Origin of the sequence: Devosia sp. Root436, from assembly GCF_001426345.1 — a bacterium.
Classification (GTDB): domain Bacteria; phylum Pseudomonadota; class Alphaproteobacteria; order Rhizobiales; family Devosiaceae; genus Devosia.
Genome location: NZ_LMEM01000014.1, coordinates 141,564 through 165,165, shown reverse-complemented (window position 1 = coordinate 165,165; position 23,602 = coordinate 141,564). Strand labels below are relative to the sequence as shown.

Genomic DNA, 23,602 nt, shown 5'->3' with positions numbered 1-23,602 from the left:
TTTGGCTGGTCTAGGGACATCGCACCCCGAAAGGCCGGTTTGGCGCGACCTTAATGGCCTCGTGCCGCAGGCTCAACCAGATTTGCCCCAAGGCAAACGAGGACGGAAACAGCAGTGTCAGTTCTGACGCAGATGAGAGAAGCGCCGGTGGCCAATCCGGTCGAACGGCTGCTCGAGTCGACCGCTGCCGATATGGCGCGGGTCAACGCGCTCATTCTGAGTCGGGCCGATTCCCATGTCGAGATGGTGCCCGAGCTCGCCCGCTACCTCATCGAGAGCGGCGGCAAGCGCCTCAGGCCCATGCTGACCGTCGCTGCCGCCCAGCTTTTCGGCAAGGGCAAGGGCAGCGCCATCAATTTCGCCGCCGCTGTCGAATTCATGCACAATGCCACCCTGCTCCACGACGATGTGGTCGATGAGAGCGACATGCGCCGTGGCAAGCCGGCCGCCCGCATGGTCTGGGGCAACAAGGCCTCCATCCTGGTCGGCGACTTCCTGCTTGGCCAGGCCTTCATGATGATGGTGGAAACCGGTGACATCGCCGCGCTTGGCGTATTATCGGCGGCTTCCGCCGTGATGGCCGAGGGCGAAGTATTCCAGCTCGCCAAGACCGGCGATCTCAGCACCACCCCTGCCGACTATGCCGAAGTCATCCGCGCCAAGACTGCCGTCCTGTTCCAGGCAGCCTGCGAAGTGGGCGCCATGTCGGGCGGGGCCGATGCCACCGGCCGCGAGGCTCTGGCCCGCTATGGGCTTGAGCTGGGCAATGGCTTCCAGCTTGTCGATGACGCGCTCGACTATGGCGGGCAGTCGGGCACGCTAGGCAAGAATACCGGCGACGATCTGCGCGAAGGCAAGATGACGCTGCCAATCATCCTGGCACTGGCCGATGGCAGCGAGGCTGAACGCGCCATCATTACGGCGGCGCTGGGCGATGCGCAGGCGAGTGCCGAGCAGGTTGCCGATGTGGTTGCCATCCTGGAGCGTCACAAGACGCTGGTGCGGACTCTCGACCAGGCCCAAACCCATGCCAGAGCCGCCCAGCAGGCGCTGGAAGTCCTGCCAGCCTCCGACATGCGTTCGCTGCTCGCCGATGTCGTCGAATTCAGCGTGCTGCGGGCTTATTGAGGCACGCCCAGGTTCGAGGCGCTAAGAAGCGCACCTCACCATAGGGCTACTTCTCGTTGTTCCAGTAGACCTCATGGTGAGGTGCGAGCCCTTCGCGAGCCTTGAACCACGAGGGCGTGGCACTAAGGCAAAATCAGCGGCGCTGCGGCAACCCAATGATCCGGGTTGGCCGCCCGCATCACCTGTGCTGCCTGATGCGCTTGTCCGCTGGAGCCGAACAAGCCGAACACCGTCGCGCCCGAGCCCGACATGCGCGCCAGCATGCAGCCCTGCGCCTCGGCTAGATGGGCAACGATATCGCCGATAGCAGGCACCAGTTTCACGGCCGGCGGCTGCAGGTCGTTGCGGGTTTCGGCGAGCCATATGCCCAGTTGCGCCGGACGGGTCAGCGGCGAGGGCAGTTCGGGCAGCGGATAATTGTCATGCGCGTGCAGCCGCCGGAACACGTCGGCGGTGGCTAGCGGCACCATGGGGTTGACCAGCACGATATGGCAGGCGGGAAATTCGGGCAGCGGCGCCAGCACTTCGCCGACGCCACGCGCCACCAGCGGCGTCGAGACCAGGCAGGCCGGCACGTCGGCGCCCAGTGTTGCCGCCATGTCGGCCAGATCGGACACGGCGATGGGGCGGTTCGACAACCCGGCCATCAGCCGCAAGGCCGCGGCGGCATCCGCCGAGCCGCCGCCAATGCCGGCTGCAACCGGCAGATTCTTGGTCAGATGCAGCGCCAGCCCGGTCCCCACCGCGTCAGGCCAGCGGTCGCGGAAGGCGGCAACGGCGCGCGTGACCAGATTGGTCTCGCCTACGCCCAGCGCCTTGGCAAAGGGGCCGCTGACCGTGAGTGTGTCGGCATCGGCCGGCGTGGCCTCCAGTTCATCGGCGACATCGGCGAACACGACCAGGCTTTCGAGGTCGTGATACCCGTCCTCGCGCCGATGCGTCACATGCAAAGCCAGGTTGACCTTGGCTGGCGCGAGCTGGATGAGCCGTTCTGCCATCCCTCTACTTAGTCGCGTTGGCTTCGGTCAGCCCTTCGGCGAGCTTGGGCGCGACGCGCTCCTTGACGTTGCCGACTTCGTCGACCGAAGCGGCCACGTTCCACTGGAACCTGGCTTCGAGCTTGCGACCCGCGCGCCAATAGGCATCACCGAGATGATCGTTGATCTCGGCATCGTTGGGGCGCAGCAGCACGGCCTGTTCGAGCGTGGTCACCGCCTCGTCGATGCGGCCGAGCTTGTAGAAGGCCCAGCCCAGCGAATCGACGATATAGCCATCCTGCGGTTGCGCTTCGACGGCTTTCTCGATCATCTCCAGCGCCTGTTCGAGGTGCATGTCCTGGTCGATCCAGCTATAGCCGAGATAGTTGAGCACCGCCGGCTGCTCGGGATTGAGGTCCAGCGCCTTGAGGAAGTCGGCCTCGGCCTTTGGCCATTCTTTGGCCCGCTCATAGGCGATGCCGCGCACATAGTAGAAGCGCCAGTCCGAAGGACTGTCGCCGCCGGTCAGCGCCAGCGCGGCGGTATAGGCCTCGGCCGCCTTCACGTACTGCTCGTCATAGCGCAGCAGGTCGCCCAGCACCGACACCGCGTCGAGATCGTTCGGACGGCTGGCAACGATGTTGTTGAGCCGGCGCAAAGCTTCCTTGCGGTCGCCGGTGGCATCGAGATTCTGCGCTACGCGCACCACGGCTGTCGGCTTCATCGGCGAAGTGGCGGGCACGGCGTCGTAGATGGTGTTGGCCGCGTCATGCTGGCCGGCCGTATCGAGCAACTGCCCCAGAGCCAGCGCGATCACGTCAGCCGAAGGGTCGAGATAGAGCCCCATGCGCAGGAAAACCAGCGCGAGATCGAGACTGCCATCGCGCGACAGGGCCACGCCAATGCCGTGGAACATTTCGGCGGCGCCGACCTGAACATTGGCCGCAAAAATCCCCGGACGCTGGCCGGCCTCGATCTGCTCCTTGACGATGGTCACCACAGGGTGGGACAGGCCCTGCTCTTCGAACTGGGCGATGACGTCCTTGGCTTCGTCGAAGCGGCCGGCATTGGCGAGGATGCGGGCATAGACTTCGACGATACGGGCCACATAGGGTTCCGCGTCGAAAGCTCGCCCAGCCAGCTCGATGGCGCTTTCGGTATCGCCCGAGGCCTCGGCCATCAGCGCCCGGTGAAACACCAGGAAATCTTCGAGCCCGGACTGGCCGAGTTTGTCGAGTTCGGCATCGGCTTCATCCTTGCGGCTGTCGCCAACCAGCGCCCAGGCGCGCAGGATACCGGCAGTGATGCCGGTGAAGCTATCCTGGCCGATGGCGCCCAGCATCTGCTCGGACGCACCATAGCGGCGCTCCTTGAGCGCTTCGGTGGCCACCACCAGTTCGGCCAGCTCATTGTCGGGATCGAGTTCGAGCAGGTGCTTGGCGGTCGATGACGCCTGCCCGATCTGCCCATCGGCCGCGAAGGCGATGAAGGCACGCTCGACCAGTACCGGATTGTCCCAGTCGCCCTGCGCCGCCTGATAGAAATAACGGGCGGCCTCGTCGGTGCGCAGATCGTGCAACGCCTGCTGGCCGGCCATATAGGCGCCGGTGACGCTGGTCCGGAACATCGGCAGCAGGCCAAGAGCGGTCAACGGATCGGTTTGCGCGGTCTGCACGAACTGGGCCGATTGCGCCGCATGAACGGCTGATACCGAGAGCAGCACGGCGATGAGCGCCGGGCGCGCGATGCGGGTCAGAAGCGATGTCACGAGGCTGGTTACTCCGTTGGCCTGTTCGGGCCGGTTCTGGCGGCGAAGATTGTCCGTTTTGGGACTGCGCCGCAAGGGCGCGCCACATAGCGTGATCCCGCACGAAATTCACATGCCACTGTAATTGGGTCCACTGCCGCCTTCAGGGGGAACCCAGGTGATGTTTTGCGCCGGGTCCTTGATATCGCAGGTCTTGCAATGCACGCAGTTGGCGGCGTGGATGCGGAATACCGGCGCCCCGCCTTCCTCGGCCATTTCATAGACTCCGGCGGGGCAATAGAGCGGCGCCGGCTCGCCGTAGACAGGCAGGTTGTCGCGCACCGGCACGGCGGGGTCGGCCAGGCGCAGGTGCACCGGCTGGTCCTCGTCATGGGCCAGGTTGGCCAGGTAGACCGACGAGGCCCGATCGAAGGTCAGCTTGTCGTCCGGCTTGGCATAGCTGCGCGCCGGCAGCGCGCCCTTGGGCTTGAGCCCCTGATAGTCCACCTTGCCGTGATGCAGCGTGCCGAGCAGCGAGCGGCCCAGAATGGCCGAGCTCCATAGCTCCACGCCACCCGCCAATGCACCCAGCACGGTGCCCAGCTTGGTCCAGAGCGGCTTGACGTTGCGCACGCCCTGCAGCTCCTCGGCAATGCCGGTGGCCATGATGCGATGACCGAAATCCCTGATGAGATCGTGCTGGCGGCCCTTGCCGATGGCCTCGGCCACCGCATCGGCCGCGCCGATGCCGGAGAGGATGGCATTGTGGATGGCCTTGAGGCGCGGCGCATTCATGAAGCCGGCCGCGCAACCGATGAGGCCGCCGCCGGGGAACGCCAGCGTGGGGATCGACTGCCAGCCGCCGGCCGTCACAGCGCGGGCGCCGTAGCTGAGGCGGGTCGCCCCTTCGAGCAGCGGGGTCACCGATTTGTGCGTCTTGAAGCGCTGGAATTCATCGAAGGGCGACAGCGTCGGATCGGCGTAGTCGAGATAGGTCACCAGCCCGACATAGAGCTTGCGGTCCTCGGCATGATAGACGAAGCCGCCGCCCGCCGTGGCATTGTCGAGCGGGAAGCCGAGATAATGGTCTACCCTGCCCGGCTGATGCTTCTCCGCCGGGATTTCCCAGACTTCCTTGATGCCCAGCCCATATTTCTGCGGCTCGCGCGCCAGTTGGTGGGTACCGATGATCTGCTTGGCCAGCGACCCGCGCGCACCCTCGGCGATCAGGGTATATTTGGCTTCGAGCGCGATCCCTTCGGCAAAGCCCGGCTTGGGATGGCCCTCATGGTCGCGGCCGAGATCGCCGGTGATGATGCCGCGCACCGGCCCCTTGCCGCTCGACAGCACATCGACCGCCGCCGTCATCGGGAAAATATCGACGCCCAGCTCCGCCGCCTGTTCGCCCAGCCAGCGCACCAGGTTGCCCAGGCTGACGATGACGCCGTTGCGGGTTTTCAACTGCGGCGGCACCAGCAGGTGCGGCAGGACGAAATCGTGTTTATCGGTCAGCAGGTGATAGGTGTCGCGGGTCACGTCGGGCCCCACCGGGGCGCCTTTGAGCCGCCAGTCGGGGATCAGCGCATCGAGGCCGACCGGGTCCATCACCGCGCCGGAAAGGATATGCCCGCCTACTTCCGCGGCCTTTTCAACCACGGTTACCGTGATTTCGGGGTGGCGCTGCTTGATCCTGATGGCCGCAGCCAGGCCCGACGGACCCGCACCGACGATCAGCACGTCGGTCGAAAGGGTTTCGCGTGAGCCGACCTCTGCCATATAGGAATGCCTCAATGTTTCGTCTGATCTGGCCGCGCCAAACGGGCTGTGACATAACAGACAACATGGCTCAAGATCGACCGCTAAATCACGACGAAATGCTAGCCGTGCTCGACTGGTATCGGGCTGCGGGTGTCGATGTCGCCGTCGGCGAGGAGCCGGTGGATCGCTTCGTCCAGCGTCCACCGCAGCGCGTGACGCCACCACCGGCAACCGCGCCCGCTGCGGAGCGTCCCGCCGAAACGCCCCTGCTCGGCGGCGACCCGTCCGAAGCGCGAAGCCTCGCCGCTTCGGCACAGTCGCTCGATGAATTGCAGGGCATTCTCGGCGCCTATGACGGGTGTGGGCTCAAGCTGCGCGCCACCCAACTGGTCTTTGCCGATGGCAACCCGAAAGCCAGGATCATGCTGATTGGGGAAGCGCCCGGCGCCGAGGAGGACCGGCAGGGCAAGCCCTTCGTCGGCAAATCCGGGCAGTTGCTGGATCGCATGCTTGATGCCATCGGCCTCGATCGGACAAAGGTCTATATCGCCAATACGGTGCCCTGGCGCCCGCCCGGCAACCGTACGCCCACCCCGGAGGAAATGGCGCTCTGCCTGCCCTTCCTGCATCGGCAGGTGGAACTGGTGGCCCCCAAACTGGTGATGACGCTGGGCGGCCCGGCCATGCAGACAATCTTCTCCACCACCAACGGCATCATCAAGATGCGCGGCAAGTGGTCGAAGGTCAGCATCGGCAACCACGAGGCCGACGCCATCCCCACGCTGCATCCGGCCTATCTGCTGCGCAATCCCGCCGCCAAGCAGCAGGCCTGGCGCGACATGCTGAGTCTCAAGCTCAAAATCGAGGCTTTAGGTCTCCAGACCCAATAATTCCGCCTGACCCAATTTCGCCCTGCCAATCGGGGAACGTCGCGCTATGGTGACCGTTGCGATTTGCAACGTTCCGATCCAGCACAATCGAAAGCGTCATGGCCTCTGTCATCAAGATTTATGCCCTGTTCCTGGGTTCCGCGCTGCTCATGTTCGGCGGCGGCTTGCAGGGCCTGCTGCTCTCGGTACGTGGCGCCGAGGAAGGCTTTTCGCTGCTGTCATTGGGCCTCATCGGCACCGGCTGGTCGGCCGGCTTCGTCGCCGGGTCGATCACGGTGCCGATAGTGGTGCGCAAGGTCGGCCATATCCGCGCCTTTTCGGTCATGGCGGCCATCGGCACGGTCACCATCCTGCTCAACCTGCTGCTGATCAACGATGTCAGCTGGATTCTGCTGCGCGCGCTCAGCGGCTTCTGCTTTGCCGGGGCGGCGATGATCGTCGAAAGCTGGCTCAACGAAGTGGCCGAAAACAAGAGCCGCGGCACTATCTTCTCGATCTACGTCACCATCAACATGGCCGCCTCGACACTGGGGCAAATCTCCATGTCGATCACCGGCACGGCCGGCTATGTCCCCTTCGTGCTGGGCGCTATCAGCTTCATCTGCGCGGTGCTGCCCACGGCGATGACGTCGAGCCCGCAGCCGCGCCCCCTGTCGTCGGCCAAGATCGATGTCGGTCTGCTCTACCGTACCTCGCCGGTCGCGGCCATCGCCGCCTTTTCGGTCGGCATGGCCAATGGCGCCTTCGGCACGCTCGCCCCGGTTTATGGCCACGAGCAGGGGCTCGATGCCGGCGGCATTTCGCTGCTCTTTGCTCTCGCCGCCATCCTGGGCGCCGTAGCGCAGATTCCGTTCGGACGCCTATCCGACCACATCGATCGGCGGCTGGTGCTGATCGGGCTCTCCGGTTTTGCGGCCGTGGTCGGCGCGCTCACTGTTCTCATCAATCCGGGCGCGAACTGGATGATGTTCGTGCTGTTCGCCGCCTATGGCTTTGCCGCCAACCCGATCTACGCGGTGGCCGTGGCCCATGCCAACGACTTCGCCAAGGATGGCGACTTCGCCAAGATCGCCGGCGGCATGCTGCTGATCCTGGGCATCGGCCTCGCCATCGGGCCGGCCTTGGCTTCGATCATCATGGGCGCCTGGTCGCCGGTTGGCCTGTTTATCGTCACCTCGTCCTTCCACGGCGCGCTGGCGATCACCGCCTTCCTGCGCATGCGGCTGCGCAAGAGCAAGGATGCTTCAGAGCGCGCGCCCTTCCAACCGATGGGCGGCGACCGCCAGGTGACGCCGGAAACCATTGTGCTCGATCCGCGGGCTGATAGTGATAGCCCCGAGATGGGGCACGCCGAAGAGCCTGTTCCCGAAGAACTGGCAATGCAGAACGAGGACAGGCGCGATGTTCAAGACGGCACGATTTGAAGACCGGGCGTTCAAGCCGCTGTCCATCGCCGTCATCGCCGTGTCCGACACGCGCACGCTCGAAACCGATACGGGCGGCGCGCTGCTCAAATCACTGCTGGAAGCCGACGGCCACGGCTGCGCCGATCGGGTCGTGGTGCGCGACGATATCCAGCTCATCCGCCGGGCGGTGCAGGGGTTCGTCGCCGACTCCAAGGTCGATGTGATCCTCACCACCGGGGGCACCGGCTTTTCCGGCCGCGACGTGACGCCCGAAGCCATCGAGCCGCTGTTCGACAAGCGCATGGAAGGCTTTTCGGTGCTGTTTCACCAATATTCGGCCACCACGGTCGGCACCAGTTCGCTGCAGTCACGCGCCACGGCGGGACTGATCGGCACCACCTTCGTCTTCTGCCTGCCCGGCTCGCGCGGCGCCTGCCGCGATGCCTGGGAGGGCATCCTTACCCACCAGCTCGACTACCGCCACAAGCCCTGCAATTTCGTCGAACTGATGCCGCGCCTCGACGAGCGCTGAATACCCCAAACAAAAACGGCGCCGGTGGGATACACCGGCGCCGTTGCAAGTTGGATCAGGCGATGGCGTCAGTGGCCGCCATGGCCAGCACCGCCGCCTTCGGGCTTGCGGATGAAGAATGCCGCCACGATGGCGAACAGCGAGATCACCGCCCCGACCAGGAAGGCAAGGCGGATGCCGCCGGCAAGAGCCTCGACCGGGTCGAGACCTGCAGTGGCCAGCGCCGCGGTGCGGATAGTCATCAGCGCGATGAACAGGGCAATGCCCGCCGCACCGGCCAGTTGCTGCACCGAACCGAGGACGGCGGAGGCATGGGAGTAAAGCTCCATGCGCACCGAGCCCATCGACGAGGTGAATACCGGCGTGAAGATCAGCGCGAGGCCGATGCTCAGCACGATATGACCGGCCATCAGCGCCCAGGGCGAGGTGTCCTGGCCGACCGTGGTCAGCGCCCACAGCACCGCCGAGACCAGGATAGTGCCCGGCACGGCCAGCACGGTCGGGCCGACGCGGTCGAACAGGCGCCCCACGACCGGGCCCATCAGGCCCATGATGAGACCGCCCGGCAGCAGCAGCAGACCGGTCTGCAGCGTATCGAGGCCGACGACATTCTGCGTATAGATCGGCAGCAGGATGACGGTGCCGAACAGAGCCATCATGGCGATGAGCATCAGGCTTACCGACACGGTGTAGTTGCGCGACTGGAAGACGCGCAGGTCAAGCAGCGCCTTGTTGTCGCGCTGCAGGCCGAGTTGCCGCCAGACGAAGGCGACCATGGCCACCACACCAACCGCGATCGGCAGCCAGAGCGGCATGGCGGTCGGCGCGTCGGCATGGGCGAAGCTCTCGCCGAAGCTGGATAGGCCATAGATCAGGCCACCGAAGGCAAAGGCCGACAGAATGACCGAGAATATGTCGAGCGGCGCATAGCGGGGCGTCGAGACATTCTGGATCTTGCGATAGCCCAGCACCAGGGCACCGATGGCAATCGGCAGCACCAGGATGAACATCCAGCGCCATTCCAGGTTGGCCAGGATGAAGCCGCCGATGGTCGGGCCGATGGCGGGCGCGACCGACATGACGATGGAAATGTTGCCCATGGTCTTGCCGCGTCCCTCGGGGGGAACCAGCGTCATCACGGTGGTCATCAGCAACGGCATCATGATGGCCGTGCCGATGGCCTGCACCACGCGACCGACGACCAGCAGCTCAAGGCCCGGCGACACCGCGCAGAGCAGCGTGCCCGCAGTGAAGATCGACATGGCGAGCAGGAAGATCGGCCGCGTATTGAGACGCTGCAGCAGGAAGCCGGTCACCGGTATGACAACGGCCATGGTCAGCAGAAAGGCCGTGGTCAGCCACTGCGCGGCGCTGGCGGCGACACCCAGATCGGCCATCAGGTGCGGAATGGCCACGCTCATGATGGTCTCGTTGAGAAACACCACGAATGTCGAAACCAGCAGCAGGGCGATGACCAGGTTATTGCGAGCCGCGTCGGTCTGGCTGACCGGCGGCGGAGCGCCGACAAGTTCGGCGTTGAATGTTGTTGCCTCGGTACTCATGATTCCCTCAGAACCTTTTGAATTGCGCTGTCACCAGGACGACGAGCGGCATCGATGGATTTCGACGCCACTCTGAAAAGATTCCGCGACATCCTGTGTCAGCAGCATCTTGGTTAAGTGCTAGCTTTAGTAATTCAGACCCGTGCCGGGGTCAATATTAAATTGTTCGCTTAAGCATTATCCGGTCTGACCGGCCCGCGAAAAAGGCCTGCCTGTTTAGGCTTGCCGCGGCCAAGCGTCCACCCACACAAACGCAATTCTGCGATGCGAAATTGTGTTTTTGCCCCTTCAAATCACGCCGGGCGTTTCCCATATAGCTGTCAGGCAGCGGCCCTTCGGTGGCCACGATCTTCCTGTCGTTCTTGCTTTGTTCTCATGGAACTGCTATCTGTCGTGACACGTTCTGCAGTCACGATTCGACTGCTGCGCGCCCCGCAGGAGATGTTTCATGGCCCTCTATCAGGCCCCCTCTTTCGAAGCACTGGAAAAGCTCAGCCGCAGCCGCGACGCCGATCTGGCGCGGCGCGAACTGCTGGACCCCGGCCGCATTCGCGGTCGCGGGGCGCAAAGCAATGCAACCGGGCGCTTCGAAAGGCAGAAGCGCGAAGGGTTCGACGATGGCTGGGACAATGTGGAGCCGCTCTCGATGTTCGAGACGGTGGAGCATGTCGAACGCGCCAAGACCATCATCACGACCAATGACAGTCCCGACATCGGCTTCGAGCGCTCGATCAATGCCTATCGCGGCTGCGAGCATGGGTGTTCGTATTGTTATGCCCGCCCCAGCCATGCCTTTCTCGGCCATTCGGCCGGCATCGAGTTCGAGCGCGACATCTATGTGAAGGTCAATGCGGTCGAGGCCCTGCGCGCCGAAATCGGCGCCAGGGGCTACAAGGTCAAGCCCATCGCCATGGGCACCAATACCGATCCCTATCAGCCGGCCGAGCGCAGGCACAAGCTGACGCGCGGCATTCTCGAAGTCATGCTCGAAACCCGCCATCCGGTGATGATCACCACCAAGTCGGCGCTGATCATCCGCGACCTCGATCTTTTGACCGAGCTGGCCAGGCTGGGCCTGGTAAAGGTTGCCATCTCAATGACCTCGATGGATCACAAGCTCAGCCGCAAGATGGAGCCGCGCGCCTCCTCCCCGGCCCGGCGGCTCGAAGCCATCCGGCTGCTCAGCGAAGCCGGCGTGCCGGTGGCGGTGTTTGCCTCGCCGATGATCCCGGCGATCAACGACATGGAGCTCGAACGCATTTTCGACGCCGCGGCGGCGCAGGGCGCCAAGAGCGCCTCGATGATCCTGCTGCGCCTGCCGGGCGAAGTGCGCGACGTGTTCCGCGAATGGCTGCTGCGCCATTTCCCCGACCGGGTGCGCCATGTGCTGTCGCTGGTGCGCGACACGCGCGGCGGCAAGGATTACGATTCCCGCTTCGGCACCCGCATGACCGGCGAAGGCCCCTATGCCACCCTGCTGCGTCAGCGCTTCGACAAGGCGCGTGAGCGCTACGGGCTCGATGCCAGGCTGCCCAGCCTGCGCAACGACCTGTTCGTTGCGCCGCGCCTGGAAGAGCGGCAGATGAGCCTGTTCTAGTATTGCGCCACCTTGCGCGCATAGCTGGCCATGAAGTCGAGCGAGGCGATGACGCCGCGCAACGACAGCCAGACCTCCTTGCTCGCCCCCTCGCCGCTGAGCGGCACGCTGAGCATCAGGGCGTTCCGCTCCTTCATCCGCTCGATCAACGCGGCCTTGCGGGCAGGATCGGCGACGAAGAACTGGTTGACCGTGTTGTAGCGCGTCTCGAGATCGGTGGTGAAATCCAGCGCTTCGGGCGCCTCGCCGCCAAAGGCGAGTAGCAGCGGCCGGCTCATATCGATTTCGACGCCATCGGCCGCCACCGTGATGGCCAGGTCGAGTTCGCCATTGAGGCGGTTGCGGAACAGGGTGAGCTTGTAGGCCGGTAGGTTGGCGCTGTTCAATTCCTGGCTGCCGGTGCTGGCAAAGCAGGAAAAGCCGTAATAATCAGTCGCGCTTTCGTCGATCACATCAGGGCAGGACGCCAGCCAGTCCCGATGGTATTCCCGCCATTCGCCAAATGGATGATGGAACGGCTCGGCCCCGGCCGGCAGGCAAGACACCAAGAGCACAATAAAGGCGCTGCCAATTCTGGCGATCATCGAATTCTCTTTGCTGGCGCCCCCCGGCGGAACGGACTATAGCAACCCGCCCCGGCCCGGCACAGGGCCAATTACGGAGAAACCGTCATGAATATCATCAAGCACAAGGGGCTCGTCATCTGCGAATTGCCGCCGCATGGTGGTCTTCTGGGTGGCGATCTCAGCGCACCTGACCTCATCGGAGAAGCCTACCAGGCCGACCCCGACATCATCGTGGTGCCCGTCTCCCGCCTTGCCCCCGGCTTTCTCGATCTCAGCACGCGAATTGCCGGCGAGGTTTTCCAGAAGATGGAGCAATATAGCCGGCGCCTGGTCATCCAGGGCGACATCGCCGCCGAGGTCGCGGCCAGCAAGGCGCTGCACGATTTCGTCTACGAGACCAACCGGCGCGGCCATCACCTGTTCGTGGCCGATCACGAAAGCCTCATCGCCCGCCTCGGTTGACTTGGCGCGTGGCGGGCGGATGCTGGCGGCATGCTGTTCGATTCGTCCATCCAGACCGAGCCCGACTATAGCCATGAGCGCGAGCTCATGGCGCGCGGCGTCCGTGTCGTCGCCGGCGTCGATGAAGCCGGGCGCGGGCCGCTGGCCGGGCCGGTCGTGGTTTCGGCCGTGGTGCTCGACGCCGCTGCCATCCCGCCCGGTCTCAACGATTCCAAGAAGCTGACCGAGGAACAGCGCGAGCTGCTGTTCGGGCAGATCATCGCCACCGCGCGCGCCATTTCGGTCGTCGTCGCGCCGCCCTCGATCATCCTCAGCCGCAATATCCGGGGCGCCACCCTATGGGCCATGGCCCAGTCGGCCAGCAGCCTCAGCCTCCGCCCCGACCGCGTGCTGATCGATGGCCGCGACGTGCCGATGGGCCTGCCCTGCGAAGGTCTGGCGCTGATCGGCGGCGACGGCCGCAGCGTTTCCATTGCCGCCGCCTCCATCGTCGCCAAGGTCACGCGCGACCGCATGTGCCGCATCATGGATGGCGACGCGCCTGATTTCGGCTTTGCCGGCCACAAGGGTTATTCCACCCCCCAGCATATGCGCGCCCTGGTGGAACACGGCCCCTGCCGCCATCATCGCGAGGAATTCGCCCCGGTAGCGGAAGCCTGGGAACGCGTGCGCGGCACGGTGCGGGTAGCCTAGCCCTTAACACCCCGCTAACCCTTTGAAAAAACGCTCTATTAACTCTGACGTTCTATAACGGTCGGGTTAGTACTGCGTTAGGGTTAAGTGTATGTTGCGTACCGCGCGTACGGCTCAGCGAGCCGCTGCGGAGGAGGCACCGCGCCTCCCGATCGATACTATTCTGGTGGGCGATTGCATCGACCACATGAATGCCCTGCCGGCCGGCTCGGTTGATCTCATCTTTGCGGACCCGCCCTACAACCTGCAGCTCGATCAGGGCCTTACCCGCCCCGACCAGAGCAAGGTCGATGCGGTGGATGACGACTGGGACAAATTCGACAGCTTTGCCCACTATGACGCCTTCACCCGCGCCTGGCTCAAGGCGGCGCGCAGGGTGCTCAAGCCCGATGGGGCGCTCTGGGTCATTGGCAGCTACCACAATATCTTCCGCGTCGGTACGGCATTGCAGGATCTCGATTTCTGGATGCTCAACGACGTCATCTGGCGGAAAGCCAACCCCATGCCGAACTTCCGCGGCACCCGCTTCACCAATGCGCATGAAACGCTGATCTGGGCCGCGCGCAGCCAGAAGAGCCGCGTCACCTTCAATTATGAAGCCATGAAGCTGGCCAATGACGACACGCAGATGCGCAGCGACTGGCTGTTCCCCATCTGCACCGGCGCCGAACGGCTCAAGGATGAAGACGACGAAAAGGTTCATCCGACGCAGAAGCCGGAAGCCCTGCTGTTCCGCATCCTCAATGCCACCACCAAGCCCGGCGATGTCGTGCTCGACCCCTTCTTCGGCACCGGCACCACCGGCGCCGTCGCCCGCAAGCTGGGCCGCCACTTCATCGGCATCGATCGCGAGGAAACCTATATCAACGCCGCGCTCAAGCGCATCGCGGCGATCCGTCCCGGCGTGTTCGAGGCCCTGCAATCGGTCACCCCGAAGCGCAAGGAAGCCCGCATTCCCTTCGGTTCGCTGATCGAGCAGGGACTTATTGATCCGGGCACGCAACTCTTCGACTTAACGAAACGTTACTCTGCCATGGTTCGTGCTGACGGCTCACTCGTCTCCGGAACGCATCAGGGCTCCATCCACAAGGTGGGCGCGCTGGTTCAGGGTTCCGAAGCATGCAACGGGTGGACCTTCTGGCACCACGAACAGAACGGGCGTGTATTGCCCATCGATGAGCTTCGCACGGGCATCCGTGCAAAACTTGATTTGCTTTCCGCCTGATCCTGACCTCCAATCACATCTCAGGCTCTACTGACTGGCCGCCGGTTTGCCCCGGCGGCCTTTTTATTGCCCGTTCGCCTTCTCGAGCGCCCTGCCGGCCTCGACCATCAACCGATCCCCAGGCCATCTCCCGGTGGTCGGGTCAGGATCCGATCGCCCGCTCGATCCGTCCCGCCAGCTCCGCACTCACCGGCACCATGGGCAGCCGCATTTCCGGGCTGTCGATCAGGCCGGAACGCCAGAGCCAATGCTTGATGGCCCCGGGGCTTGGTTCGGAAAACAGCAGGCGGGGTATGTCCACCAGGCGCTGCCAATCGGCCAGGGCATCGGGCTGGTCGCCCGCCCGCAGCTTGTTGCGAATGCCGGCGAAGCCGGATGTATGGACATGGGCCGAAGCGAGAATGGCGCCGTCGGCGCCGCTGGTCAGCGCACTGTAGAAATGGGCGTCTTCGCCGGTCAGGACAGTGAAACCGGCTGGCCTGTGGCGGATAAGGTCCAGGGTCTGGGCCGGGTCGGCGCAGCAATCCTTGACGCCAACGATATTGGACCTTTCGGCCAGCCGCAGCATGGTCTCGTTGCCCATGTTGACGCCGGTTCGGTAGGGAATGTTGTAGATGAGGATCGGCCGGTCCGTCGCGTCAGCCAGAGCCGAGAAGTGCTGGAACAGGCCCTCCTGTGAAGGCCGCGTGTAGTAGGGACAGGCGACCAGGTAGCCATCCATGCCCCAGGCCGCGCTCTGCTCCAGCGTCTTGGCGAGCTTGCCTGTAACGGCCCCGGACAGGCCGAGATAGATCGGGACGTCCCGTCCCGCTGCTTGGAGCGCGTCGCGCGTCACCGCCACGAGAAGCCGGGTCTCCGTCTCGTCGAGCGCCATGCCTTCACCGGTCGTGGCGCCAAGGATGAAGCCGTCGACCGGCTCGGCGGCATAGTGTGCCACCAGCCGGCGCAGGGATGTCTCATCGAGTGCGCCGTCGTGAAACGGCGTGATCAACGGCAGCCAGAGGCCGTGCAGGCCGGAAGGGGTATTCATGTTTCATCTCCTGTGGCCGGAGACGGAGCATGCATGCCAAAGCCCCGTCGAAACCGGCGGGGTCAACCTGATCGGAATGCTTGCTAGTAACTGCGCGCGACGACCATCAGCCCCGATGCGGGGCTTTTTTCGAGGTCTTGAAGCTGGCGTGGCGGCAATTCATGCCCTGAGCGTCGTCGATGCCCGATGCGTTGTCAATGGCAGTGCAAACCAGGCGGCAACCAGTTTCTTAACGATAACAGCCATCTCTGCGGCAGGATCGGCGCGGGCGAAGGCCGGTGTTAACTCGGCAGCGCCCAGCATTGGCGCCTGTGTTGTTTGGCTGGGGGAGCTTGCCATGACCGTTCTGGTTGGGCTCAACATCGTAATTGCCGCCTTGCTCGGATTTTCGTCAGCGCTCTGCGCCGGCGCCAGCATGGGCATGCGGGGCAATGTGCCGATGGCGTGGCTTGCCGTTGCCCTGGCCGCCGGGAGTACGCAGACCCTGGTCATGACCCTTGCGGGCGGCGGGGTGTGGGAAGTCGCCGCTGCCGCGACACTTGCCCCGCTCGGCTACCTCTGCGCCGGCCAGGCCGTAAGGTGGATGTCACCGCACGCCTCGCAGGGCCGCGCCCTTATATCGGTGGTCGCTGCCCTGTCCGGGCTCGCGGTGATCCTGCTGCTGCTCGACGTTCCCTTCTTCTATCAGGCGCTGAGCATCCAGGCGGCCTGCACCATTGCCGTCACCGATGCGATGATCCAGTGGATTCGGCAGGCGCAGCGTCGCCCGCTCGATACCATGCTGACCATAGGCCTCGGCCTGATCACGATAACCTGCGCCATCCGAATTCCGGTGGTGCTCGTCCTTTTTGGCGCGGACGCAACCTTTGCCGAGCTGCATGAATCGGTGTTCGAGACCGTGGTGATGAGCGTCTCGGGGCTGCTGGTGCCACCGGTCATCTTCCTGGTGCTGGCGCGCAATGTCAGCGACGTCATCGCTGCCTATCAGCGCCAGTCCGAGCATGATGGCCTCACGGGCCTGCTGAACCGCCGCGCCTTCGATACGGCCGCGGAAAACAGCCTGAGCGAGGGCGGCGCCGTGATTTTCTGCGATATCGATCACTTCAAGCTGGTGAATGACCGGTTCGGCCACGAGGCTGGCGATGACGTGATCTGCACCTTTGCCATTCTGCTGGCCCGCACCGGGCACCATGCCGGCCGCATCGGCGGCGAAGAATTCGCGCTGCTGCTGCCCGGCAAGTCGGCCGAGGAGGCATTTGCCCTCGCCGACATGATCCGGGCGCGCTTCAACGAAACCATGCACCCGATCCTGGCTGCCGGCGAACGGCTCAGCGCCAGCTTCGGCGTTTCCGAATGTGCCCCCGGCGAGTCGCCGCGCACCGCCTTCCGCCGCGCCGATGTGGCGCTCTATCAGGCCAAGGAAACCGGTCGCAACCGGGTGGTGGACTTCACGGCCGTCAAGAACCACCACGCCGAGGTTCTCGCGCCCCACTCGCCGCTGCAGGCCGCCTAATCGAGCCCGGCTTCGGCCAGCACCTTGCGGAACAGGGTTGGCAGCGCCTCGCCCCTGAGCGCCCGGCGCGCCGTCCACCAACCGCTGGCCAGCGCTTCGGGACTGACCACTGCCGACCACACTTCCAGCTCCAGCCGGAAGTGCGTGAAGACATGCACGATCCTGCCGCGATGCTGCCAGGTGGCCTCCACCGGAAAATCGGCGCGTGGCAGCACCGCCGCCCAGTCCGACCCGGGCACCTCGGTCATGCCACCAAGCAGGCCCTTTTCCGGCCGGCTCTGCAGGTAGACGTCGCCATCCGCGTCGACCATCACATAGGCATGGCCCTTGCGCACCGGCCGCTCTGCCTTGGCCGCCTTGAGCGGGTAGCGCGTCGGATCGGTAGTTTTCGTCGCAAGGCAGCCGGGCTGGATCGGACACAGCAAGCACGCAGCTGCCCGCGGCGAGCAGATGGTGGCACCCAGATCCATCATCGCCTGCGCAAAATCTCCCGCCCGCTCCGGCACTGAGGCCTGCAGCGCGCCGCGCAGTTCCTCCTTGGCTTCGCGCACTGGCACAGGCAGCGCATAGTAGCGCGCCAGCACCCGGTCGAGATTGCCATCGAGCACCGCGATACGCTCGTCAAAGCAGATCGCCGATATAGCGGCGCTGGTATAGGCGCCCACACCCGGCAGCGCCTGCAACCCCGCCGAACTCTGCGGAAACACCCCGCCATGTTCGCGTACCACAGCCTGCGCGCAGGCATGCAGGTTTCGCGCCCGGGCATAGTAGCCGAGCCCCGCCCATTCCTTGAGCACGCTGTCGAGCGGCGCTGCGGCCAGGTCGAACACGGTTGGCCACAGGCTGGTGAAGCGCAGGAAATAGGTCTTCACCGCCGCGACGGTGGTCTGCTGCAACATCACCTCGCTGAGCCAGATCCGATACGGGTCGGGCCGCAGGCCCCGCGCCCGGTCGGCCGGCGACACCCGCCAGGGCAGGTCGCGCGCATGCCGGTCATACCAGGCCAGCACGGCCGGCGCGTCGATCGGGGTGGGGTCGGGAAGGTACATGAGCATCGGGATACAGCGACCTCGCCTCTTCCCACAAGAGCGGCATGGCGATACTCCATCATCATGTCCAAGGACGACCTTCCCGAGCCCAAGCGCCGCAACAAGACCATGTCCGTCGCCGACATACTCGGCGGCGCGCTCGATCCGGTGCTCAAGAAGCGCGGCTTTGCCAGCCGGGACATCATCACCCACTGGTCGGCCATGGCGCCCAGGCCCTATGACGCGGTGGCCATCCCCGATAAGCTGACCTGGCCGCGCGGCGAACGCAGCGCCGAGGGCGCCACGCTGCTGCTGCGCTGCGTGCCCGGCCACGCGCTGGCCATCGCCCATGAGGGTCCCAGGATCGCCGCCGCCGTGAACCGCTATTTCGGCTTCGTGCTGGTGGGGGCCGTCAAACTCTCGGCCGAGCCGTTCACGCCAGGTTCAGGCGACAAGGCCGAAAAACACAGCCAACCGAGCCAGAGCGTCATCGCAAAGGTCGGGGCCCAGGTGGCCGAAGTGGCAGACGATGATCTGAGGGAAGCGTTGCGGACATTGGGTCACGCGCTATCCAGCAGATCGGGGAAGCGATAAGCGACCCATTATATGCGACAATGCAACCGGAGCGTTCACCGTAGGTTGATGAATGTGCCCACTTGCCCACACAATTGCCCCGTGTAGTGTCGCGCACATCAAAACAGGAGCGTTAGCCGTGAAATTCAACCGCCGTGACACCCTTATCCTGGCCGCTGCCGCATCGGCTCTGAGCCTGTGCGGGGTCGCCGCCGCCAGTGCTGCCGAGGGGGACATGGTCGATGTCGCCAAGCTGATGGCGCCCGCGGGCGGCGTGGTTGACCATGTGCAGGGCAGCGAAGCCGCGCCTGTCACGGTCATCGAATATGCCTCCCCGACCTGCCCGCATTGCGCCGCCTTCTCCAATGATGTGATGCCGGGCTTCGTGGAAGCCTATGTCAACACCGGCAAGGTCAGGCTGATCGTGCGTCCCTTCGTGCGCAACGTGCTCGACGCGGCGGTGTTCATGCTGGCCGAGGCTGCCGGCCCGACCAACTACCACAATGTCCTGGCGACCTATTTCAAGACCCAGACCACCTGGGCCGCCTCGCAGACCCCGCGCGACGCCATTCTCGAAATCGCCAAGCAGTTGGGCTTTACCCAGGAAACTTTTGATGCCGCATTGACGAATCAGGAGCTGTTCACCGGGATGGAAGCCTTGCGCGAACAGGCGCTCAACGAATTCGCTCTGGCAGGCACTCCGACATTTTATGTCAACGGCAAGACGCTCACTGGTGACAAGACGCTCGAGCAGCTCGCCGCTGAGATCGACCCGCTCATCCCTGCCGATTTCGTGGCGACTGCTCCCGCCGCCGAGGCTCCGGCAGCAACCGATGCCATGGCCCCTGCTGCGGATGCAATGGCCCCTGCACAATAAGCCTGGCGAGCACTGGCTCACCTTCTCCCCTCGTGGGAGAAGGTGGCGCGCAGCGACGGATGAGGGGGTCTTCCCACGCTTTCAGCTCGCGGAAAGAACCCCTCACCCTCGAAAATCCTCTGAACGAGGATTTTCTATCCCTCTCCCTCAAGGGCAGAGGGGAAGTGGGGAACCATGAAATTCTCCCGCCTCAAACTCCACGGCTTCAAGTCGTTCTGCGACGAGACCACGCTCGTCATGGAACCGGGCCTCACCGGCATTGTCGGGCCCAATGGCTGCGGCAAGTCCAATCTCGTCGAAGCCATGCGCTGGGTCATGGGCGAAAGCTCGTACAAGGCCATGCGCGCCTCGGGCATGGATGACGTGATCTTTTCGGGCTCCGGCAATCGCCCCGCCCGCAACTCCGCCGAAGTCACCCTCGTCCTCGACAACAGTGACCGCACCGCCCCCGCCGCGCTCAATACTGCCGATGTGCTGGAAGTCACCCGCCGCATCGAGCGCGAGGCCGGCTCGGTCTATCGCGTCAACGGCAAGGAAGTGCGCGCCCGCGACGTGCAATTGCTGTTTGCCGATGCGTCCACCGGCGCTCATTCGCCCGCCATGGTGCGGCAGGGCCAGATTGGCGAGCTGATCGCCGCCAAGCCCACCGCCCGCCGCGCTCTGCTTGAAGAAGCCGCCGGCATTTCGGGCCTCCATTCGCGCCGGCACGAAGCCGAGCTGCGCCTGCGCGGCGCCGAGGCCAATCTCGAGCGCGTCGACGACATCATCGCCCAGGTCGAGACCCAGCTCGAAACCCTCAAGCGCCAGGCGCGCCTCGCCACCCGTTATCGTTCGCTCTCGGGCGACATCCGCCGCGCCGAGGCGACGCTCTATCATATCCGCTGGGTTGCCGCCCGCTTCGCTGAGAAGGAAACCGAGGCGCAGCAGGCCGTTCTTGTCCGTGAGCTGGCCGATGCCACCCATCTCGAACTGCAAGCGCAAAAGAAGCTCGAAGCCGCCGACGCGGCGCTGCAACCCCTGCGCGACCGCGAAGCCGTCACCGGCGCCGTGCTGCAGCGCTACACGATCCTGGCCGAACAGCTCGCCGAGGAAGCCCGCCGCGCCGGCCAGCGCCGCGCGGAACTGGAAGACCGCATCCGCCAGCTCGCCGCCGACGGCACCCGCGAGCGCGAACTGGTGACTGAAGCCGAAGCGACACTCGCCGCCTATGCCGAGGAACAGGCGCGCCTCGCCAGCGAAGGCGAAGCCGCACAGTCCGATTTCGACCATGCCCGCACCGCGGCTGGTGTCGCCCGCGCTGCCGTCGCCAGTGCCGAGCTGGATGCCCGTGCTGCTGCCGATGCGCTGGCCCAGGTCCGGGCGCGCCGCGCCCAGGCCATCCGTTCGGCCCAGGATGCCATGGGCCGCATCAACCGCCTGACCCAGCAGATTGCCGAAGTCGAGAATGAGGCGCGCAATGTCGCCGCCAGCCTCGATGCCGATGAAACCCTCGCCCTCATGCGCGCCGCCCTCGCCGCCGCGCAGGCCCGTACCGCCGAAGCCGAACAGCTCGCCACGGTGGCGGAGGAAGCCACCACCGTGGCGCAGACCAGGCTCGATGCGGCCCGCCCGCGCCTTGCCGAGATCGAAGCCGCGCTCAATCGTCTCGAAGCCGAGGCCGCGACACTGGGCAAGATGCTCAATGTCGGCGCCAGCCTGTGGCCAGCCATTGTCGACCAGCTCAAGGTCACATCAGGCTATGAAACCGCGCTGGGCGCCGCTTTGGGTGACGATCTCGAAGCCAGCTCCGATGCCGGCGCGCCCATGCACTGGTCGGTGCCCGTCGATCACAGTGATGATGCCGCCCTGCCCCAGGGCGCCGAGCCACTGTCGCGCTATGTCACCGGCAGTCCGTTGCTCAAGCGCCGCCTCGACCAGATCGGTCTCATCGATGCCGCCGATGGCCCCGGCCTCATGCACGCGCTCAAGCCCGGCCAGCGCCTCGTCACCCTTGATGGCGCCCTCTGGCGCTGGGACGGCTTCATCGCCGCCGCTGATGCGCCGAGCGCCGCCGCGCAGCGCCTGGCCCAGCGCAATCGCTTGGCCGATCTCGATGAGGAGATCGCCCGCGCCAAGGGCGAGCGCAATGGCTGGAAGCGCGATGTCGAGGCGCTGACCGCCACGCTCGACACCGCCCGCCAGGACGAGCGCAGTCGCCGCGAGGCCTGGCGCGCCGCCCAGCACGCCATCGGCGCCGCCCAAACGGAAGTCGACAAGGCGCAGCGCGCCATCGGCGATCTCACCACGCGCCAGTCGGCGCTGGAGGAAGCCCGCATCCGCCTTGCTTCCAGCCTCGGCGAAGCCGAGGCCATCCGCGCCGATGCCGATCAGGCCTTGCTCGAAGCCGGTACCGAGGACGACGCGGCCCGGCTGGCCGACGCCCGCCAAGCCGTCCTCGGCACCGCCCGCGATCAGGCCGATCAGGCCCGGCTCAAGCTCGGCAGTTTCGAGACGGCCGCCCGCATGCGCGAAAGCCGCCTGGCGCAACTCGAACGCGACAGCCAGAGCTGGCAGCGCCGCCGCGATGGCGCCCTCGCCCAGCTTTCGACCCTCGACCAGCGTAGCGCCGAGGTCAGCGCCCAGCTTGCCACCGTCAACGAGACGCCCGATGGCTTCGCCGCCCGCCGGGCGCAACTCGACGACCAGATCGAGCAGGCCAAGATCGAACACAAGGCTGCCGGAGACAGCCTCAACGTCGCCCAGTCGGGCTGGCGCGACGCCGACAAGGCGCTCAAGGCTGCCGGTGACCTCCTGGGCAATGCCCGCATCGAGCTGACCCGTATCGAGGAGCGCATCAAGGGCTTCATCGCCCAGCGCCAGCAGATCGAGCGCCAGATCGAGGAAATTCTCGACATTCCCGCCAGCAAGACGCTGGAAGCCTCGGGCATTCGCGCCGGCGAGCCCCTGCCTTCGGAGGCCGCCACCGAGCAGAAGGTCGATCGCCTCAAGGCCGAGCGCGAACGCCTCGGCGGCGTCAACCTTTCCGCCGAAAAGGAAGCGGTGGAGGTTCAGGAAAAGCTCGACCTGATGGTCAAAGACAAGGACGACCTGATCGAGGCGATCGCCAAGCTCCGGCAGGGCATCCAGTCGCTCAATCGCGAAGGCCGCACCCGCCTCAACGAGGCCTTCGTCAAGGTCAACGCGCATTTCCAGGAGCTGTTCACCAGCCTGTTCGGCGGCGGTACGGCCGAACTCAGCTTCGTGGAAAGCGACGATCCGCTCGAAGCGGGCCTCGAAATCATCGCCCGCCCGCCGGGCAAGAAGCCGCAGACCATGACCTTGCTGTCGGGCGGCGAACAGGCGCTCACCGCCATGAGCCTGATCTTTGCGGTCTTCCTCACCAACCCGGCGCCGATCTGCGTGCTGGACGAAGTCGATGCCCCGCTCGACGACGCCAATGTGGAACGCTTCTGCAACCTGCTCGATTCCATGCGCCAGCGTACCAATACGCGCTTCATGGTCATCACCCACAATCCGATCACCATGAGCCGGGTCGACCGCCTGTTCGGCGTCACCATGGCCGAACGCGGCGTGAGCCAGCTGGTATCGGTAGACCTGACCACAGCCGAGAGTTTTCGCGAGGCGAGCTGATGTGCAACGGGTTGCAAGCGGAGCCCCAGCATCCTGCCCAACCCCCTCATTCCTCCCCACAGTGGGAGGGAGGCGCCAGATAGACCTTCAAGGAACATCTAGAATATTGTCGCAACTACCGGCCATGCTTCCCTCCCCCTTTTGTGGGGGGGAAAGAGGGGGGAGGCGAGTCACGCATGCCGACTTATCCCTCTTATCCCCCTCCCCAAAACCGCGCGTATCATCCTGCCATCCCTCCGCATGGGCGGCCTGCAGGCGAACAGTGGCGGAGGGCGCCGGGCCGGCATTCGTCGCCGCGCAGGTCCGAGTAGCGGCCGCTCCCTTCGAGCGTTTGGGAAGCGCGATCACCGTCTACTGTTCCAAAAGCCGGCGCCCCGAGGCGGTTTCCGTCTCACTAAAATTACTTAC

Annotated in this window: 19 protein-coding genes; 12 read left to right on the top strand and 7 right to left on the bottom strand. The window is 65.0% G+C overall.

Going from position 1 to position 23,602, the window contains the following annotated elements:
• Positions 1-132: 132 nt before the first annotated feature.
• Positions 133-1,128 carry a polyprenyl synthetase family protein gene (locus ASD04_RS16985; RefSeq protein WP_056259599.1) on the top strand — a complete coding sequence of 332 codons (996 nt, stop codon included), beginning with the start codon at positions 133-135 and terminating at the stop codon, positions 1,126-1,128.
• Positions 1,129-1,250: 122 nt separating this feature from the next.
• Here the strand turns inward: ASD04_RS16985 and ASD04_RS16980 are convergent, their stop codons facing one another.
• The 3 genes from ASD04_RS16980 to ASD04_RS16970 form a co-directional block, all read right to left on the bottom strand.
• Positions 1,251-2,126 (bottom strand): 4-(cytidine 5'-diphospho)-2-C-methyl-D-erythritol kinase, encoded by an 876-nt coding sequence (locus ASD04_RS16980; RefSeq protein ID WP_056259596.1) that lies wholly within the window; start codon positions 2,124-2,126, stop codon positions 1,251-1,253.
• Positions 2,127-2,130: 4 nt separating this feature from the next.
• Complete coding sequence (locus ASD04_RS16975; protein ID WP_056259593.1) at positions 2,131-3,873, bottom strand: tetratricopeptide repeat protein; 1,743 nt, start codon at positions 3,871-3,873, stop codon at positions 2,131-2,133.
• Between the two features lie 108 nt (positions 3,874-3,981).
• Positions 3,982-5,628, bottom strand: a complete 1,647-nt coding sequence (locus ASD04_RS16970; protein ID WP_056259592.1) for an electron transfer flavoprotein-ubiquinone oxidoreductase — start codon at positions 5,626-5,628, stop codon at positions 3,982-3,984.
• 65 nt (positions 5,629-5,693) lie between these two features.
• On the opposite strand from ASD04_RS16970, the gene ASD04_RS16965 reads away from it, so the two are divergent.
• The 3 genes from ASD04_RS16965 (at position 5,694) to moaB (ending at position 8,438) form a co-directional block, all read left to right on the top strand.
• The gene (locus ASD04_RS16965; protein WP_056259830.1) at positions 5,694-6,500 is read left to right on the top strand and encodes a uracil-DNA glycosylase; all 807 of its coding nucleotides are present in this window, start codon (positions 5,694-5,696) and stop codon (positions 6,498-6,500) included.
• Between the two features lie 98 nt (positions 6,501-6,598).
• Positions 6,599-7,924: an MFS transporter gene (locus ASD04_RS16960; RefSeq protein ID WP_056259590.1), complete on the top strand. Its 1,326-nt coding sequence runs from the start codon at positions 6,599-6,601 to the stop codon at positions 7,922-7,924.
• Positions 7,902-8,438, top strand: coding sequence for a molybdenum cofactor biosynthesis protein B (moaB, locus tag ASD04_RS16955; protein ID WP_056259589.1), 537 nt, complete (start codon positions 7,902-7,904; stop codon positions 8,436-8,438). The genes ASD04_RS16960 and moaB overlap by 23 nt, the downstream gene beginning before the upstream one ends.
• A gap of 68 nt (positions 8,439-8,506) precedes the next feature.
• On the opposite strand, the gene ASD04_RS16950 is transcribed toward moaB, so the two are convergent.
• Complete coding sequence (locus ASD04_RS16950) at positions 8,507-10,000, bottom strand: MDR family MFS transporter (protein ID WP_056259587.1); 1,494 nt, start codon at positions 9,998-10,000, stop codon at positions 8,507-8,509.
• Positions 10,001-10,448: 448 nt separating this feature from the next.
• On the opposite strand from ASD04_RS16950, the gene ASD04_RS16945 reads away from it, so the two are divergent.
• Positions 10,449-11,597 (top strand): PA0069 family radical SAM protein, encoded by a 1,149-nt coding sequence (locus tag ASD04_RS16945; protein ID WP_082531309.1) that lies wholly within the window; start codon positions 10,449-10,451, stop codon positions 11,595-11,597.
• On the opposite strand, the gene ASD04_RS16940 is transcribed toward ASD04_RS16945, so the two are convergent.
• Positions 11,594-12,181 (bottom strand): hypothetical protein, encoded by a 588-nt coding sequence (locus tag ASD04_RS16940; RefSeq protein WP_056259583.1) that lies wholly within the window; start codon positions 12,179-12,181, stop codon positions 11,594-11,596. The genes ASD04_RS16945 and ASD04_RS16940 overlap by 4 nt on opposite strands.
• 87 nt (positions 12,182-12,268) lie before the next feature.
• Between ASD04_RS16940 and ASD04_RS16935 the strand changes: the two genes are divergently transcribed.
• From ASD04_RS16935 to ASD04_RS16925, 3 genes are all read left to right on the top strand, one after another.
• Positions 12,269-12,625: a DUF4180 domain-containing protein gene (locus tag ASD04_RS16935; protein WP_082531308.1), complete on the top strand. Its 357-nt coding sequence runs from the start codon at positions 12,269-12,271 to the stop codon at positions 12,623-12,625.
• Positions 12,626-12,655: 30 nt separating this feature from the next.
• Positions 12,656-13,318: a ribonuclease HII gene (locus ASD04_RS16930; RefSeq protein WP_056259581.1), complete on the top strand. Its 663-nt coding sequence runs from the start codon at positions 12,656-12,658 to the stop codon at positions 13,316-13,318.
• Between the two features lie 91 nt (positions 13,319-13,409).
• Positions 13,410-14,543, top strand: coding sequence for a site-specific DNA-methyltransferase (locus ASD04_RS16925; RefSeq protein ID WP_056259579.1), 1,134 nt, complete (start codon positions 13,410-13,412; stop codon positions 14,541-14,543).
• 142 nt (positions 14,544-14,685) lie between these two features.
• Here ASD04_RS16925 and ASD04_RS16920 read toward each other — a convergent pair whose 3' ends face one another.
• Positions 14,686-15,573: a 4-hydroxy-tetrahydrodipicolinate synthase gene (locus ASD04_RS16920; protein WP_056259577.1), complete on the bottom strand. Its 888-nt coding sequence runs from the start codon at positions 15,571-15,573 to the stop codon at positions 14,686-14,688.
• 337 nt (positions 15,574-15,910) lie between these two features.
• On the opposite strand from ASD04_RS16920, the gene ASD04_RS16915 reads away from it, so the two are divergent.
• Positions 15,911-17,086 (top strand): GGDEF domain-containing protein, encoded by a 1,176-nt coding sequence (locus tag ASD04_RS16915; protein WP_056259575.1) that lies wholly within the window; start codon positions 15,911-15,913, stop codon positions 17,084-17,086.
• On the opposite strand, the gene mutY is transcribed toward ASD04_RS16915, so the two are convergent.
• Complete coding sequence (mutY, locus tag ASD04_RS16910; RefSeq protein ID WP_056259573.1) at positions 17,083-18,135, bottom strand: A/G-specific adenine glycosylase; 1,053 nt, start codon at positions 18,133-18,135, stop codon at positions 17,083-17,085. The genes ASD04_RS16915 and mutY overlap by 4 nt on opposite strands.
• A gap of 63 nt (positions 18,136-18,198) precedes the next feature.
• On the opposite strand from mutY, the gene ASD04_RS16905 reads away from it, so the two are divergent.
• From ASD04_RS16905 to ASD04_RS16895, 3 genes are all read left to right on the top strand, one after another.
• Positions 18,199-18,708 carry a DciA family protein gene (locus ASD04_RS16905; protein WP_056259571.1) on the top strand — a complete coding sequence of 170 codons (510 nt, stop codon included), beginning with the start codon at positions 18,199-18,201 and terminating at the stop codon, positions 18,706-18,708.
• A 118-nt stretch (positions 18,709-18,826) separates the two neighbouring features.
• Positions 18,827-19,564: a thioredoxin domain-containing protein gene (locus tag ASD04_RS16900; protein ID WP_056259569.1), complete on the top strand. Its 738-nt coding sequence runs from the start codon at positions 18,827-18,829 to the stop codon at positions 19,562-19,564.
• Positions 19,565-19,738: 174 nt separating this feature from the next.
• The gene (locus tag ASD04_RS16895) at positions 19,739-23,194 is read left to right on the top strand and encodes an AAA family ATPase (RefSeq protein ID WP_056259568.1); all 3,456 of its coding nucleotides are present in this window, start codon (positions 19,739-19,741) and stop codon (positions 23,192-23,194) included.
• Positions 23,195-23,602 lie beyond the last annotated feature (408 nt).

Bases quoted from the DNA above. Each gene is read 5' to 3' on its own strand.
- ASD04_RS16915 (WP_056259575.1), top strand. From the start codon at position 15,911: ATGACCGTTCTGGTTGGGCTCAACATCGTAATTGCCGCCTTGCTCGGA.
- ASD04_RS16930 (WP_056259581.1), top strand. From the start codon at position 12,656: ATGCTGTTCGATTCGTCCATCCAGACCGAGCCCGACTATAGCCATGAG.
- ASD04_RS16950 (WP_056259587.1), bottom strand. From the start codon at position 10,000: ATGAGTACCGAGGCAACAACATTCAACGCCGAACTTGTCGGCGCTCCG.
- ASD04_RS16935 (WP_082531308.1), top strand. From the start codon at position 12,269: ATGAATATCATCAAGCACAAGGGGCTCGTCATCTGCGAATTGCCGCCG.
- moaB (WP_056259589.1), top strand. From the start codon at position 7,902: ATGTTCAAGACGGCACGATTTGAAGACCGGGCGTTCAAGCCGCTGTCC.
- ASD04_RS16980 (WP_056259596.1), bottom strand. From the start codon at position 2,126: ATGGCAGAACGGCTCATCCAGCTCGCGCCAGCCAAGGTCAACCTGGCT.
- mutY (WP_056259573.1), bottom strand. From the start codon at position 18,135: ATGTACCTTCCCGACCCCACCCCGATCGACGCGCCGGCCGTGCTGGCC.
- ASD04_RS16940 (WP_056259583.1), bottom strand. From the start codon at position 12,181: ATGATCGCCAGAATTGGCAGCGCCTTTATTGTGCTCTTGGTGTCTTGC.
- ASD04_RS16970 (WP_056259592.1), bottom strand. From the start codon at position 5,628: ATGGCAGAGGTCGGCTCACGCGAAACCCTTTCGACCGACGTGCTGATC.
- ASD04_RS16920 (WP_056259577.1), bottom strand. From the start codon at position 15,573: ATGAATACCCCTTCCGGCCTGCACGGCCTCTGGCTGCCGTTGATCACG.
- ASD04_RS16985 (WP_056259599.1), top strand. From the start codon at position 133: ATGAGAGAAGCGCCGGTGGCCAATCCGGTCGAACGGCTGCTCGAGTCG.
- ASD04_RS16925 (WP_056259579.1), top strand. From the start codon at position 13,410: ATGTTGCGTACCGCGCGTACGGCTCAGCGAGCCGCTGCGGAGGAGGCA.
- ASD04_RS16945 (WP_082531309.1), top strand. From the start codon at position 10,449: ATGGCCCTCTATCAGGCCCCCTCTTTCGAAGCACTGGAAAAGCTCAGC.
- ASD04_RS16905 (WP_056259571.1), top strand. From the start codon at position 18,199: ATGTCCAAGGACGACCTTCCCGAGCCCAAGCGCCGCAACAAGACCATG.
- ASD04_RS16895 (WP_056259568.1), top strand. From the start codon at position 19,739: ATGAAATTCTCCCGCCTCAAACTCCACGGCTTCAAGTCGTTCTGCGAC.
- ASD04_RS16960 (WP_056259590.1), top strand. From the start codon at position 6,599: ATGGCCTCTGTCATCAAGATTTATGCCCTGTTCCTGGGTTCCGCGCTG.
- ASD04_RS16965 (WP_056259830.1), top strand. From the start codon at position 5,694: ATGGCTCAAGATCGACCGCTAAATCACGACGAAATGCTAGCCGTGCTC.